We start from the raw sequence: 15,038 nt of genomic DNA on the forward strand, positions 1-15,038 counted from the left end.
GGGTTCCTGCCGGCGCGTCATGGCGCTCAGGGGGTCACGACGTTGAAGGTCGCCTCGAAGGTCGAGAGCATGCCCATCAACGCCTTGAAGTGGGCGGCGTCCCCTTCGAGCTTGATGTCACCCTGTTTCAGTGCGGTGGCGAAATCCAGCTGGCGCAGGCTGATGCGGTCGAGCACCGCCTTGCTCATCGTTACCGTGGTATCCGGTTTGGCGTGACGGGTGTTCTCGCGGTAGGTCAGCACGCCATTGCTCAGGGTCAGGGCGAAATGCTGGTCCAGATCCTCGAAGTTCCAGTTGAGGGTCATGTCGTGGCCCACAGCCTTGTCCGAATCCAGGCGCACTGCCAGCACATCCATGAACATCGCGGGCGTGGCGGCCCGCACCAGGTCGGCGGTGGCCCGCGCACCCTGCTGGGGAGCGACCTTGCGCAGTTCCTGGACGCCGGTCAGGTAGATGTTGCGCCAGATCGCCGACTCGCTGCGATAACCCAGCTGCTCCAGGGCGTCGGCCTGTGCTTCACGGGCGGCCTTGTTGTCCGGCTCGGCAAAGACCAGGTTATTGCCCAGCTGCACGGCCCAGCGGTAATCGCCCTGCTCCTTCGCGGTTCGCATGAGTTGCAGGACCTTGTCCGCGCCGCCCATGGCTTCCACGTAGCGCTTGCCAGATTCCACCGGCGGCAGCGGATCGAGGTTGGCCGGATTGCCGTCGTAGAAGCCGAGATAACGCTGGTACACGGCACGGGTGTTGAAGCTGAGGGTGCCGTAGTAGCCACGGGTGTACCACTTGCGGTCCAGGTCGCCTGGCAGCTTCTTGACCGCGTCGGCGATCTCCAGCGGCGTCAGGCCCTGGTTAAGCAGGTGCAGGGTCTGGTTGTTGATGAAGGCGTACATGTCGCGCTGGTCGGCCAACAGCGTACGGATGCCCTCGCCGCCCCAGGTCGGCCAGTTGTGCTGGGCGAACATCACCTCGGCCTTGTCGCCGTAACGTACCAGGCTGTCATCGATGAAGCGCGACCAGGCCTTGGCGTCGCGCACTTCGGCGCCGCGCGGGGTGAGGATGTTGTGCATCGTCCGGGTGGCGTTCTCGGCCATGCACAGGGCATGCATCTCCGGCAGGTAGAAGTTCATCTCCGCCGGCGCCTCGGTGCCGGGGGTCAGCTGGAACTCCACCTGCACACCAGCGATGTCGTGGCTTTCCAGGGGCTGGATGATCAGGTCGGTCGGCGGGATCAGGCTAATGGTGCCGCCTACGGGCGCGCCCTTGCCAATCCCGGTATCCAGTTGCCCCCGCTCGCCTTTGGCCACGGCGCCGCCGCTCTGGAACATGCCGCGGCGGAACATCGCGGTGCCGGCCAGCACGTTCTCGCTGATGGCGTGCTCCATGAAGCCTTCCGGCGCATAGATGCGGACCTTGCCGGCCTTCACGTCGGCCTCGTCGACCACACCGCGCACGCCGCCGAAATGGTCGACATGACTGTGGGAATAGATGACCGCCACCACTGGCTTGCGCGGACGATGCTGGTAGTACAGTTCCAGGCCGGCCTTGGCGGTCTCGGTGGCGTAGAGCGGGTCGATGATGATCAGTCCGTCCTTGCCTTCGATGATGGTCATGTTCGCCAGGTCGATGCCGCGAATCTGGTACAGGCCCTCGGTCACCTGGAACAAGCCGGCATTGGCGTTGAGCTGCGCCAGGCGCCACAGGCTCGGGTTCACCGAATCTGGCGAGTCCTTCTGTTGCAGGAAGTCGTACGCATGGGTGTTCCAGACCGCCTTGCCCTCAGCATTGCGGATTTCCCCTTCGAAGGGCGCCACCAGGCCACGGCGGGCCGCCTCATAGTCGGCGCGGTCGTCGAACGGCAGTTTCTTCAGGACTTCCCGGTTCGCGGCGGCCGTTGCGGGACTGGCCGCTTTGGCGGGGTTGGCTGGCATGGTCTCGGCTGCCCAGGACTGGGCGCTGAGCAGGGAAATGGCAGCGGCAATGACAGCGATCGAGAAGCGCATAAGTGTTCCTTGAAGTGGCTCCGGGGCCACGGTTTCAGCCAGAACTCCGGCATCGGGCGGAATTCGTTCAATTGCAGGAAACGGACGGCCAGGCAAACGCACTGATACCCGTGAGTTCCTGCGCGATGAGCAGTTTCTGGAAGTCGCTGCCGCAACCGGTAACAGGTAACGCGATGATCTCGCGCAGCAGGCGCTCGACGTCCAGTGCAGATGCCGGCGCCGGCCGCTCCTGCAACAGCACCACCGCCCGGCAGGCTTCCAGCGCCATCTCGCTGGCGAACCAGTGAGCCATGGAGGCCTGCATCTGACTGCGAACGCCAGCGTCCATCATGGAATAGGCGCGAACGCAGAGGAGCCTGGCCGCCTCCAGCCGGGTCGCCATTTCGGCGATGCGCGCGGCCACCAGCGGCTGCGCGGCGAGCGGCCTGTCGCCCCCGGAGGAGTCCTGGGAGGCGAGGATGAACGCCTCCAGGGCAACGCGCATCAGTCCCACCGCCAGCAGTCCGCTGCCGGCATGGAGCTTTTCCAGCAGCCTGACCCGAGCCCCCGAATGATCATCCTCTTCCCAGAACAGTTGGCTGGCGGGCAGACGGCCCCCAAATAACGCCACCCGCACGCCACAGGCCCGGCCAACGCCCGGTCGCTCGACACCACGGGCTTCATATCCGTGCTCGCTGCGGTCCACCAGCAGGTGGCAGAAGGTGCCGGACGCCAGGCGCGCCCGGGCGATGAGGAAATCGCAGAGGTGGCCATTGAACACCCCGCCCTCTTCACCCTCGATGACGAAGCTGTCCAGGTCCCAGCGGGCCGTGATGCCGTCCGCGTCCGCGTCCGCGTCCGCCTCGCTCGCGCAGAAGCCGGCGAAACTGCGTCCTGCAAGCAGGTCAGGCAGATATCGGTCACGCATGTGGGCACGGGTCTCGGGAAGTTCGGCCAGGGCCGCTACCACCGCCAGATTGGCCATCACGCAAGCGGCGATCTCCACCGAGACGCAACAGAGTTCCTCGAACAGCATTGCCTCGGTCACGGCCGATAGCCCCATGCCGCCGAACTCCTTGGCCAGGCTGGCGCCGGGCAGGCCGAATTCGGCAATGCCCTGGGTAATTTCGCGCAGGCTTTCCCGGGGAATGGGCCGGTCGCGGAACACCCGGACAATCGGCGCCACCTCGGAACGGAGGAAGGTGCGGAAGCTGTCCACCATCAGGTGCTGCTCATCGCTTGGCATCTGCATCTTCATGTTCCTGTCCTGGGTGGCTGCCGCAAACCCGTATCGATCGTTCCAGGCAGGTTATGACCTGCCCAATGGCGCTGCCCCCCTTCTTTGGAGGGGGGCCTCTCTTCAGCCGAGACTGCGGGCGATGATCAGCTTCTGGATATGGCTGGTGCCCTCGTAGATCTTGGTGACGCGAACGTCTCGGCAGTAACGCTCCACCGGGAAATCGTTCAGGTAGCCGTAGCCGCCGTGGATCTGCAGCGCATCGGAACAGACCTTCTCCGCCATCTCGCTGGCGAACAGCTTGGCCATGGAAGCCTCCCGGGCGCAGGGAACGTCCGCATCGCAGAGGCGCGCGGTATGCACCATGAATTGCTCGGCAACCTCCACCTGGGTCGCCATGTCGGCCAGGTCGAAGGCAACGCCCTGCAGGTTGATGATCGGCGCGCCATAGGCTTCGCGCTCCCGGGCATAGGCAACGGCGGCAGCCAGGGCCGCGCGGGCGGTCCCCGTCGCCACCGCGGCGATGGCCACCCTCCCCTCCGACAGCGAGCCCATCACATTGCGGTAGCCGGAGCCTTCGGCGCCGAGCAGGTTGGCCACCGGCACACGGCAGTCCTCCAACTGGATCTGCGCCACCTGCGCCGAGCGCTGGCCCATCTTGTGCTCGACGCGGGCCACCACGTAGCCGGGGTTTTGCGCCGGGTCGACCATCAGCAGGCTGCTGCCCTTCTTGCCAGCGGCCTTGTCGGTCACCGCCAACACCAGGCCAAGGCCAGCCTCGTTGCCGTTGGAAATGAACTGCTTGCTGCCGTTGATCACATAGTGGTCGCCGTCGCGGCGAGCCAGGGTACGGAAGGCCGCAGTGTCGGAGCCGGCGTGGGGTTCGCTGAGCAGGAAGGCGCCGATGCGCTTGCCACTGGCCAGGTCCGGCAGGTACTTGCGCTTCTGCTCCTCGTTGCCCAGGCGCGCCACGGTGAGGCCCACGGAATTGTGCACGTGGATGAGAGTGGCGAAACCGGTGTCGGCGGCGGCGAACTCCTCGATGGCCAGGCAGTATTCGACGAAGCTGGCCCCGGAGCCACCGTACTCCTCGGGTATCAGCATGCCGAGAAAGCCCAGCTCCGCCACGGCCTCCAGCTCGCCGCGCGGCCAGGCGCCGCTGCGGTCGCGGTCGGCCGCCGTGGGGGCCACGACTTCGGCTGCGACCTTGCGCGCTGCGTCGCGGATGATGATTTCCTGTTCGCTGAGGAACACTGCGGAGGTATCGCTCATGGTGCTTCCTTATGGATTCCTGGTTTCGTGTCGGCCCGGCCTCATACGCAATGGGCAGCCGGGGTCTTGGATTCGTTGTGAGCCGGCTGCTCCACGACTGCCGCGGGCGTGGGAATCCGGCTGCCGGATTCGCCGACGCCACGCAGCAGGAAGTGGGACAACGCGGGGATGAGGACCAGGGCACCGAGCATGTTCCAGAGGAACATGAAGGTCAGGAGGATGCCCATGTCGGCCTGGAACTTGATGGGCGAGAAGGCCCAGGTGATCACCCCGGCGGCCAGGGTCACGCCCACCAGCGCTACCACCTTGCCGGTGAAACGCAGGGCATGGCGGTAGGCATCGACCAGGGAGGCGCCGGCACGCTGCCGGGCTAGCTGGATACTCAGCAGGTAGAGTGCGTAGTCGACGCCGATGCCGACGCCCAGGGCGATCACCGGCAGGGTGGCGACCTTCACGCCCATGCCCAGCGCCACCATCAGTGCCTCGCAGAGCACCGAGGTGATCACCAGCGGCACCACGGCGACCACCACCGCACGCCAGCTGCGGAAGGTGATGAAGCAGAGCAGGATCACAGCCGCGTAGACGTAGATCAGCATGGTCAGGTTCGCCTTCTTGACCACGATGTTGGTGGCGGCCTCGATGCCCGCACTGCCGGCAGCCAGGAGGAACTGGCGCTCGGGCGTGCTGTGGACAGCCGTGAAGGCTTCGGCGGCTTTCACTACACGGTCCAGGGTTTCCGCCTTGTGGTCAGTCAGGTAGGCCACCAGCGGCATGACCGAGCACTCGGTGTTGAACAGCTCCGGGTTACTGGTGCTTGCGGTGCGAGCGGCGTAGTTCAGCACGTCCTGGTTCGGCGGGATCGACATCCACTTGGGGTTGCCTTCATAGGAACCGGCGGTGATCTTGCGCACCGCGTCAGCCAGCGAAACGGTGCTCTGCACGCCCGGCACCTGCTGCAGGGCCCAGCCCAGCCGATCGGTCTCGATCAGCGTCTGGTACTCCAGGCAACCTTCGGGAGCGGTCCTGACGATCACCGCGAACTGGTCCGACGACAGCGAGTAGCGGGAGTTGATGTAGGCGTTGTCGAGGTTGTAGCGCGAGTTGGGGCGCAGCTCGGAAGCGCCGGCATCCAGATCGCCGATCTTCAGGTGGGTACTGACGATGAAACCGGCAACCGTGATGACCGCTGAAATGAGCAGCAGGCTCGCTGCCCAGCGGCGCTGGGTGAAGCGCTCCAGCAGCTTCCAGACGCCGGAGGCTTCCCGCTGCTCCGCGCGCAGGCTGCGCTCGGCAGCCGTTCGGCTGACACCGGAATAGGACAGCATCACCGGCAGCAGGATCAGGTTGGTGAAGACCAGCAGCGCGACCCCGATCGACGCGGTGATCGCCAGGTCCTGGATCACCGGGATGTCGATCAGCATAAGCACGGCGAAGCCCACCGCGTCGGCGGCCAGGGCGGTCAGCCCGGCCAGGAACAGGCGACGGAAGGTATAGCGGGCGGCCACCAGCTTGTGGGTACCGCGCGCCACGTCCTGCATGATGCCGTTCATCTTCTGCGCACCATGGGACACGCCGATGGCGAAGACCAGGAAAGGCACCAGGATCGAATAGGGATCCAGCTCGTAGCCCAGGCGGGCGATCAGGCCCAGCTGCCAGAGCACGGCGATGCAGGAGCAGCTCAGTACCAGCAATGTGCTGCGCACGCAGCGGGTCCAGGCGTAGATGATCAGCGCAGCGATCACTGCCGCCCCGGCGAAAAAGACGATCATCTGTTGCAGGCCGTCGAGCAGGTCGCCTACCACCTTGGAGAACCCGACGATGCGGATATCCAGGTTGGCGTTGCCCTGCGGGCCGGAGTACTTGGCGCGGATGTTCTCCAGTTGCCTGGACAGTTCCCAGTAGTCCAGGGGCTTGCCGGTGTCGCTGTCCTTCTCCAGCAGGGGCAGGAAAATCATGCTCGAGCGGAAGTCGGTGCCCACCAGGTTGCCCAGCAGTTGCGCCCGCCCGATGTTCTGGCGCAACTCGCCGATGCTCTTTTCCGAGCCGGTGTAGTTGTCGGGCATGACCGGCCCGCCGGCGAAGCCCTCCTCGGTTACTTCGTTCCAGCGCACCACCGGCATCCACAGCGACTTGACGTTGGCCCGGTCGACGCCCGGGGTGAGGAACAGGTCGTCATTGATCTGCTTGAGGGCCTGCAGGTAGTCCGGATCGAAGATGTCGCCGCTGCGGTTCTCAACCACCACGCGCACCGCGTTGCCCAGCCCCTTGAGCTCGTCACGGTTCTCCAGGAAGTTGCGGATGTAGGGATGGTTCTGCGGAATGGTTTTCTCGAACGCCGCATTGAACGTCAGCCGGGTGCTGTCCCAGCCGAGCAACACGGTCACCACGGCGCAGAGCAGGATGACCAGCAGGCGGTTGTTGAAGATCAACCGCTCCAGGCGGCTGCCGGACCTGGAATCGAATTCTTTCAGGTCACTGATGGTCAGCAGGTTGTCGCTGGGATTGTGGGTGCCCATCTCGGCTCTCCGACTTTCTTTTTGTCACTTGAAGTTCTGGATGCGCACGCCACCGAGCCCGGCCAGGGCGACTGCCCCGCCGGCAGCGGGTGCCATCGCAAAGTTGGGAACCACGCGATCGACCGGAACGAGGCTGAAGGTGGCGCCGCGATCGGTGGAGCGCAGCAACTGGCCGGTCTGGCTGGTCAGCACGACGGAGCCGTCTTCGGCGATCACGCCGCCGGTGATTCCGGCCTCGATACCGGTTTCCGCCCTGCTCCAGCTGGCGCCGCCATCAAGGCTGCGATAGGCATTGCCGCGCAGGCCGTAGACCAGCACCAGGCCGTCATCGCCCAGCACACCGAACAGGGTGCCCTGGTAAGGCAACTCCAGGCGGGTGAAGCGTTGCCGCGCAGCATCCAGCTTCAGCACCAGGCCCTGCTCGCCGACCATGAACAGGCTACCGGCGGCGGGACGCAGACCGTACAGATGCATGGCTCTGGGGTTGTCGACACGGTCCAGCCAGGGTGTCCAGTTCTTGCCGCCATCGACGGTGCGCAGGATCAGGTTGAAGGCGCCAACGACGAAACCGTTCAGGTCATCCTCGAACCACACGTCCAGCAGCGGCTTGTCGGCGCCCTGGACGGCGAAAAGCTCGGCGTCCTTCTTGAGGCGCTGCGCCTCTGGATCATCCGGATCGGCCGGGTTGCCGTAGTGCTTCACCAGCAGTTCGGCGATCTGCCGGCCATCGAGCTGCTTGCTCCAGGCCTTACCGCCATCGACGGTGCGCAGGACCACGCCTTCATGGCCGACGGCCCAGCCCTGTTCTGCGCTGGGGAAGGCCAGCGCTGTCAGGTCGGAGCTGACCGGCACCTGGGCTTGGACCCAGTCCTTGCCATCGTCCGAAAAGAGGATGTGACCGCGTTGCCCCGCCGCGACCAAGCGTTCACCGGCCCTTGCCAGCGCATTGAGCGGCGCCCGGATCGCCTGCGCGCTGTGCTGCGCGGGTGTCTCCATGGGGGAGATGAAGGCCTGCTGCGCAAGCGCCTGTCCTGCCATCAGGGCGAGCAGCATCGCGAGTGGCGGACGAAAGAACTGTCTGAACACCTGGGTCACCTCACATCGGTCACGCCGGAGCGCGAATTGCGGAACGGCGCCCGGGTGTAACCGGGGCCGCCGTTCGTGGACTTGCAGGAGCGGCAGTTGCCGCTCAGATGGTGGTTTTGAAGGTGAAGAACACGGCACCACGGTCTTCCAGCAGCGATTGGCTGCCGCTGGGAGTCACGGCGGCGCCGGTGACCGGGTTGGTCGAGTAGTCGCCGAAGTAGTCGACGTACTTCAGGTCGAAGCGATAGCGGCTGTAGAGATCGAGCGCGAGACCCACGGCATAGCTGCCGGCATCTTCGTTACCACCGGAGGCCACTGCCGAGTTGCCCGACAGGCCCACCGAGTAGCTCATCGGCATCGACAGGTCGCCCCCCGGGAACACCTGGAACCAGGTCGGGGTGAAGTTGACGGCCAGGCCATAGGCGTCGCGAGAGACTTCGTCGATGTTGCTCGGTACCGCCTTGTAGGCCGACGAGCCCTTGAACAGATTGAGTGGGTCGGAGTTGACCGACACCCAGCGGCTCCAGGTCAGCTCGGTGGACCAGCTGGCGCTGTCGAACAGCGGCGTCGGGCTGACGGTGCCGATGGCGTTGAGCACGCCGTGCAGGGTATCGCCGCGGGCACCGAGGATGTCGCCGTCGTCCGGCAGACCGGCTGCGGAAGTCACCCGTGCCGCGCTGCTGACCAGCGGCATGTTGCGGCGGTAGTTAACGTCCAGGCCGACGCTGACCCCGGCGATTTCCTTCGACAGGCTGATGCCGTACATGTCGATATCGTCGGCGTAGTTGAAGAAGTACTGCGGGCGGGCGTTAGCCAGCAGGATGGTCTGCGGCAGGGTGTCGGAGAAATTGCGGACGTAAAAGCCCAAGGTGCCGTCGAGCCATTCAGGGCTCCAGCGCGTCATCACGCCCCAGTCGCCAGAGTTCTGCGGCTCGATGTCGTCGCCGTGGGTGGCGCGCAGCGTGGGGCTGAGGATGAATGACTCGCCGCCCTGCAGATAGATGTCGGCGAAGCCCAGGTAGGTACCGCCCTCGGGCACACGCGACGGGCGCCACTCGAAGAAGTACTGCGCCGCGAAGGACAGCTCGGGAGTCACCTGCAGTTGCGCGGAGAACTGGTTGCGCGGCAGGTACAGCTCCTTCGCCTCGATACCCGGCAGAGCCAGGGCCTTGCCCTGATCCAGCGGGGCCTGACCATAAGAAATGCCATGAATGGCGCCGGCCCCCAGCAGGGACTCGCCCCAGTTCACGGTGTGGCGGCCCAGGCGCGCCTTCAGCGGCATGTCGGCGATGTCGTACTCGCCGAACACGAAGGCGTCCATCCACTCGCCGGACGGCCCTTCGTAATAACGGTCCGCATAACGGCTGAGGCCCAGGGCCGGGCGTCCATCGGACCCCAGGTGGTTGGAGGTCGCCACATTGTCGTTGTCGAGACTGCCGGCATAGGCCGCGTCGTACCAGAGCGCCGCGCTGACCCGGGCGCCGTACTTGCCCTTGTAGACGATGTCGGACTCGCTGAGGATGTCTACGCGATTGTTGACCAGGCTGTGCTTGTCGAAGTTGCGATCACCGTCATCGTTGTTGGGGTTCTTCAGAATCGCATCGTCCTGCCCCTCGACCCGCATGCCGAGGTTGTAGCGCAGGGTGTTGTCCCAGCGCAGCTGGATGTCTTCGTTGCCGGTGTCGATCTCGAACGCGCTGGCGCTGCCGCAGGCAATCGCGCACATGGCAACCACCGTGGCGCGCAGCGCGTGAGAGCTGGCGGGATGACTCTGATTCGATTTGTTCTTGTTATTCATCTGGGCGTCTCCTCCCCTTGGTTTAACCGGGACCTCGCGCTGACCGCCACCAGGTCCGGAAACAGCTCAATCAGTGATCGAGTGCCCAAAGGGTGCCAGCACCATCCGTGAGTCCTCCCCCCCCTTTCTGAAAGGGGGGTGCCCCCCCTTCCCCCCCTCCGCTAGCATGAGCGCATCGAACTACCCTCCCCGGCCTCGGCGAGGGCGAACCGCCAAAGGAGAACGAAATGACGAACGAGGCACCGGTTACTCACACGCGGGCGGCCGTCAGCTATCCCCTTGATGCCACACCCGCACCCGGCGCCTTGCTCGAAGTCACGCCTGGTGTGCTCTGGACCCGGCTGCCACTGCCCATCTCCCTTGGCGCCATCAATGTCTGGCTGCTGGCCGAGGACGGCGGCCATGCACTGGTGGATACCGGCCTGTGCAACGAGGACAGCGTGTCCCTCTGGGAGCGACTGCTGGCAGGCCCGCTCGCCGGGGGATCGCTGACACGGGTACTGGCCACGCATCTGCACCCCGACCATATCGGCATGGCCGGCTGGCTGTCCCGGCGGACCGGTTGCCGCCTCTGGATGACGCGGCTGGAGTACCTGCAATGCCGGATGCTGGCAGGCGACAGCGGACGCGCGGCCCCCGACGAGGCGGTCAGCTTCTATCACCGCGCCGGCTGGGACGACCAGGCACTGGCCGTCTACTGCCAACGTTTCGGGAGCTTCAGCCGGATGATTTCTCCCCTGCCCGACAGCTACCGGCGCATCCGCGAGGGCGAGCTCGTACGTATCGGGGAATACGACTGGGAAGTGGTGGTGGGAACAGGTCATTCACCCGAACACGCCTGCCTGTATGACGCCCGACGAAAGCTGCTGATCTCCGGCGACCAGGTGCTGCCGCGCATTTCCTCCAACGTTTCGGTGCACTTCACCGAACCGGATGCCGATCCGCTGGGCGACTGGCTCCACTCGCTCGGCAAGCTCCGTCGACGCGTGCCTGACGACGTGCTCGTCCTGCCCTCGCACAACGAACCCTTTCATGGCCTGCATGCGCGACTGAATCAGCTGGAGGTCGAAGTGCTGGATGGACTGGACCGCCTGAGACAAGGACTGAAGGAGCCCCGCCGGGTCCTCGACGTTTTCCCGCTGCTCTTCTCAGCGAAACTGCGAACCGAGGAACCGACCCAACTGACCCTGGCCACCGGCGAATCCATCGCCCACCTCAACCATCTGCTGATACGGAACGAGATCAGCGTCAGCACGGATGAACGTGGCGTGGCCTGGTATCAACACTTGTAGGAGCGAGCTTGCTCGCGAACCTCCCGAGCCCGGACTTTCGCGAGCAAGCTCTCTCCTACACAAGGGCCGTGCAGGGCCCAGTCCGCAGGATCAACGGACCCCGCATTGGATATCGAGGGTCAGCGCGTTCAGGTAGGGGTTCTCCACCACGTGCTGCACCAGCGCGGCGAATTCCGCAGGATGACCCATACGGCGCGGGAACAGCAGGCTGTTGACGATGCTTTCCGACACTTTCGCCGGCATCCCGGCCGACATGCCGGACTCGAACAGGCCCGGCGCCAGGCTCACCACGCGGATGCCGTGTTCGGCCAGGTCACGGGCGATCGGCAGCGTCATGCCGATGACGCCGGCCTTGCTTGCGCTGTAGGCCGCCTGGCCCATCTGCCCTTCCCGCGCGGCACCGGACGCTGTGTTAATGATGACGCCGCGCTCGCCGGTTTCTTCGGGGGCGTTCGCGGTCATGGCCAGAGCGGCATGACGAATGATGTTGAAGGTGCCGGTGAGGTTGACCGCCAGCACGCGGTCCCAGAGCTCGGTGGGGAACAGCTGGCCTTTGGAGATCGTCTTGCACGGTCCGAGGATGCCCGCGCAGTTCACCGCGACATGGACCGCGCCGAAACGCTCGACCACCGCATCGATGGCTGCCTTGACGCTGGCCTCGCTGGAAACGTCTACGGCGATCCCCTGAATACCTTCACCCAATGCCGTGTCGAGCTTCTGTTGGTCCAGGTCGAAGCCGACTACCCTGGCACCGGCCGCCGCCAGCGCATTGCAGGTGGCCAGACCGAGGCCGGACGCTGCTCCAGTGACGATGGCGACCTTGTCGTTCAGTTTCATTTTGTTTCCTTCTCCCGAGCGCAGTGAATAGTCCGACGCGATCTTAGGGAAGCCGTACAGTGCCCCGTCCCCTCCCTTTTTGGGGCGGCAAGGGCGTCCAGGCTTGGCGCGACAGCACACCAGCTACGGGACCCGGACTTCCTTGACGCGACAGTGGCGCTTCGCTAGCGTCGCCGACCGAGTTCCATCCGACGGGACGTGCAGCGGACTGGTGCGGTTAGCCGAATCGGTAAAACCGATCCATCCTTTCCTACGCGCTACCCTTCGCAGACCGTGAACCAGGGACAAGACGTTGATAACAAAGACACCCAGGCACTTGGTCTCCACCAAGTTCTCGCCGCCACGCATAGGCACGAAGCACGTGCTTCGCGGCAACCTCTTGGCGCAACTGGAACGCATGCACCACTGCAGGCTCGCGCTCATCACCGGTGCCGCGGGTTACGGCAAGACCACCCTGCTGGCCCAGTGGCGGCAGTCGCGGCTGCGTGCGGGTGGGGAAGTCGTCTGGGTCTCGCTGACGGCGGAAGACAACAGCTACTCGGCATTCTGCGCGACGCTGCTGGAAGCACTGCGGCGCCTGGGCATCGAAGTGGGCATCGACCTGCTGCGCGACGACAACGCAGCCAGCGCGATGGATGCCACCGTTGCCGCCATCGTCGACGCCGCAGCCATGCACGCCAAAGAGCTCTACCTGATCCTCGACGATTACCACCATGTCGAAGTTCCCTTGGCGCACAAGCTGATCCAGAAGCTTCTCGACCAAGGACCCGGCAACCTCCATCTGGTGCTGGCCTCGCGGGTCACCCCTCCGCTCAGCCTTTCGCGGTTGCGGGTCATGGACCAGGTGGCCGAGATAGAAAGCGTCGAACTGCCATTCGACCTGACCGAAACCCGCGCCTTCATCGAGGAGAACCTGGGCAGCAACAGGATCAACGCGGACGAGTTGAGCCTGATCCATGACCTGACCAGCGGTTGGCCCTCTTGCCTGCAACTGATCGTCATTATGCTGAAGAACCGCGCCGACAGCCGCGCCATCCTGCAGGACCTGCTCTGGCGCTCCAGCGACCTGCAGACTTACCTGAGTGAGGAAGTGGTGGCGCACCTTCCAACTGAGATGGTGGCGTTCACCGAGGCGCTGTCGATATTCCGCCGCTTCAGCGCCGCGATGGCCAAGGCCGTGACCGGCCATGCCGACGCTGGCGAGCTGATCAAGCGCATGGAAGACGAGAACCTGCTGATCTACCGCGTGGACTCGGACGACCGCCAGGCGTGGTACCGCTTCCACCCGCTGTTCGGCGAGTTTCTCAGCACCCGCCTGGAACGGCGTGGCAGCGACCAGGTACGCGAACTGCACCGCAGGGGCGCACACTGGCTCGCGGAACACAACTGCCTGACCGAGGCGGTGCGTCACGCCAGCCTCGGCGACGATGTCGAGTTCGCCACCCAGGTGATCGAACGCTCCGCTCCCGCCACCTGGACCCTCGACTACCTGGCGCCCACGCTGCGCTTGCTCGAACGCCTTCCGGAAGACGTGCTGTTCCGTCACCCGCGCCTGCTCTTCCTGGCCTGCGTGACCGTTTCCCTCACCTCCCGTCCGGCGCGGGCGAAGTCCTGGCTGGCCCGGCTGGAAGCCAGCGACATGCAGGGTTACCCGGAGCTGGCCAGCGGCCTGTCGCTGGTCCGCGCTGCAATCGCGGTGCAAGACGACGATTCCAATCGTGCCGTGCAGTTGCTGGAGCCGGTGCGCGACGCGCCGATGGAGAATCCCTTCCTGCGCTACATGCTGCTGGCCACCCTGACCGTGGCCTACTACATCGCCGGCCGCTACGCCGATGCGCGACGGCTGTTCGACATCCATCCCATCCCGCCGGAGGATCGCGGCAACGACATGGCGATGGTGGCAGAGTCGGCCCAGGTGACCGCTCACATGCTGGCCGGCGATGTACGCGAAGCCGAGCGCCTGGGTTCGGAGTTGCTCGAACGCTCGACGCGCGAACACGGCCATCGCTCGATCTGCGCCAACCTGTGCGCCAGCCTGCTCTCGGACGCATTCTACGAACTCAACCGCATCGACGACGCCCGCGAGCTGATCGCCAACCGCTTCGGGCTGCTGCACTCTTCGGTGCCGGACGTGATCCTGCGCACCAACATGGTCCGCGCACGTCTCGACCTGTTGCAGAAAGGCCCGGACGCGGCACTGGGCTTTCTCCAGCAACAGATCGCCCATTTGCGTTGCCTCGGGCAGCTCAGGCCGGTGGCCCATCTGCTCGCCGAACAGATTCGCGTCCTGCTGATCAAGGGCAACCGCATTCGCGCCACCGAGCTGCTGGCGAGCCTTGAGGAACTGGCGCAGGCCCATGCCACTGAACAGGGGGCCCGTGCCGAGCTGCCGGCGCTCGCCGCCCTGGCCCGTGCCCGGTTGCTGCGCAGCGAGAACTCGGAACGCGCCCTGGAGGCCCTGAAGGTCGTCAGCGACTATGCCCTGCGCTTCAATCGTGGTCGCTTTGCTGTGCTGGCCGACCTGCTCCGCGCAGACATCCTCTACGATCTCAAGCGGTCCGATGAATCGGTCGCCGTCCTCACGGGCATGCTGGAGGCCGCCCAGGGATTCGGCCTGGTCCGCACCCTGCTGGACGAAGGCCCGCTGACAGAAAAACTGCTGCACCGGCTGGCCGAGGAACACCCCCAGGAAGGCCCCATCGGCGAGTACGTGGATGAGTTGCTCGGCAAGCTCACCGATCCATGTTCGGCGAACGCCGCGATGCCTCGTCCGCGCCGCGCGGCGACACCCGAGCAGCAGCCGGTGCTGACACCGCGCGAACTGGAAATCCTCAGCCTGGTGGCCCAGGCGATGTCCAGCAAGCGAATTGCCCATACGCTGGACATCACCCTGGAAACGGTGAAGTGGAACCTGCGCAATATCTTCGTCAAGCTCGGTGTTTCCAGCCGCTACGACGCGATGGTCTGGGCGCGCAACCACAAGCTCATCGACTGAAAACCCACTCGCCCCTCCCCAAGCGG

General features: G+C 65.1%; 9 protein-coding genes. 2 read left to right on the forward strand and 7 right to left on the reverse strand.

From position 1 onward, the window contains the following. Nucleotides 1–26 precede the first annotated feature (26 nt). From E8F12_RS27980 to E8F12_RS28005, 6 genes are all read right to left on the reverse strand, one after another. Complete coding sequence (locus E8F12_RS27980) at nt 27–2,000, reverse strand: alkyl sulfatase dimerization domain-containing protein (protein WP_280328474.1); 1,974 nt, start codon at nt 1,998–2,000, stop codon at nt 27–29. 67 nt (nt 2,001–2,067) lie between these two features. After that, nucleotides 2,068–3,231, reverse strand: coding sequence for an acyl-CoA dehydrogenase family protein (locus tag E8F12_RS27985; RefSeq protein ID WP_280328475.1), 1,164 nt, complete (start codon nt 3,229–3,231; stop codon nt 2,068–2,070). A gap of 108 nt (nt 3,232–3,339) precedes the next feature. After that, nucleotides 3,340–4,488: an acyl-CoA dehydrogenase family protein gene (locus E8F12_RS27990; RefSeq protein WP_280328476.1), complete on the reverse strand. Its 1,149-nt coding sequence runs from the start codon at nt 4,486–4,488 to the stop codon at nt 3,340–3,342. A 41-nt stretch (nt 4,489–4,529) separates the two neighbouring features. Then, a complete protein-coding gene (locus E8F12_RS27995) occupies nt 4,530–7,004 on the reverse strand; it encodes an MMPL family transporter (protein WP_280328477.1) in 2,475 nt (824 codons plus the stop codon). A 24-nt stretch (nt 7,005–7,028) separates the two neighbouring features. After that, nucleotides 7,029–8,090, reverse strand: coding sequence for a YCF48-related protein (locus E8F12_RS28000; RefSeq protein ID WP_280328478.1), 1,062 nt, complete (start codon nt 8,088–8,090; stop codon nt 7,029–7,031). Nucleotides 8,091–8,193: 103 nt separating this feature from the next. Then, entirely contained in the window at nt 8,194–9,888 is a 1,695-nt protein-coding gene (locus E8F12_RS28005; RefSeq protein WP_280328479.1) for a DUF1302 domain-containing protein, read from the reverse strand. A gap of 227 nt (nt 9,889–10,115) precedes the next feature. Here E8F12_RS28005 and E8F12_RS28010 point away from each other — a divergent pair, with 227 nt between their 5' ends. Beyond that, nucleotides 10,116–11,180, forward strand: a complete 1,065-nt coding sequence (locus E8F12_RS28010) for an MBL fold metallo-hydrolase (RefSeq protein WP_280328480.1) — start codon at nt 10,116–10,118, stop codon at nt 11,178–11,180. Nucleotides 11,181–11,270: 90 nt separating this feature from the next. Here the strand turns inward: E8F12_RS28010 and E8F12_RS28015 are convergent, their stop codons facing one another. Further along, nucleotides 11,271–12,017 carry an SDR family NAD(P)-dependent oxidoreductase gene (locus E8F12_RS28015; RefSeq protein ID WP_280328481.1) on the reverse strand — a complete coding sequence of 249 codons (747 nt, stop codon included), beginning with the start codon at nt 12,015–12,017 and terminating at the stop codon, nt 11,271–11,273. 316 nt (nt 12,018–12,333) lie between these two features. Here E8F12_RS28015 and E8F12_RS28020 point away from each other — a divergent pair, with 316 nt between their 5' ends. Beyond that, nucleotides 12,334–15,012, forward strand: a complete 2,679-nt coding sequence (locus tag E8F12_RS28020) for a LuxR C-terminal-related transcriptional regulator (RefSeq protein ID WP_348532439.1) — start codon at nt 12,334–12,336, stop codon at nt 15,010–15,012. Nucleotides 15,013–15,038 lie beyond the last annotated feature (26 nt).

Source organism: Pseudomonas sp. BN102 (assembly GCF_029871245.1).
Lineage (GTDB): Bacteria > Pseudomonadota > Gammaproteobacteria > Pseudomonadales > Pseudomonadaceae > Metapseudomonas.

Coding starts and splice junctions, on each gene's coding strand:
- E8F12_RS27995 (WP_280328477.1), bottom strand. CDS start 7,004: ATGGGCACCCACAATCCCAGCGACAACCTGCTGACCATCAGTGACCTG.
- E8F12_RS27990 (WP_280328476.1), bottom strand. CDS start 4,488: ATGAGCGATACCTCCGCAGTGTTCCTCAGCGAACAGGAAATCATCATC.
- E8F12_RS27985 (WP_280328475.1), bottom strand. CDS start 3,231: ATGCAGATGCCAAGCGATGAGCAGCACCTGATGGTGGACAGCTTCCGC.
- E8F12_RS28005 (WP_280328479.1), bottom strand. CDS start 9,888: ATGAATAACAAGAACAAATCGAATCAGAGTCATCCCGCCAGCTCTCAC.
- E8F12_RS27980 (WP_280328474.1), bottom strand. CDS start 2,000: ATGCGCTTCTCGATCGCTGTCATTGCCGCTGCCATTTCCCTGCTCAGC.
- E8F12_RS28015 (WP_280328481.1), bottom strand. CDS start 12,017: ATGAAACTGAACGACAAGGTCGCCATCGTCACTGGAGCAGCGTCCGGC.
- E8F12_RS28010 (WP_280328480.1), top strand. CDS start 10,116: ATGACGAACGAGGCACCGGTTACTCACACGCGGGCGGCCGTCAGCTAT.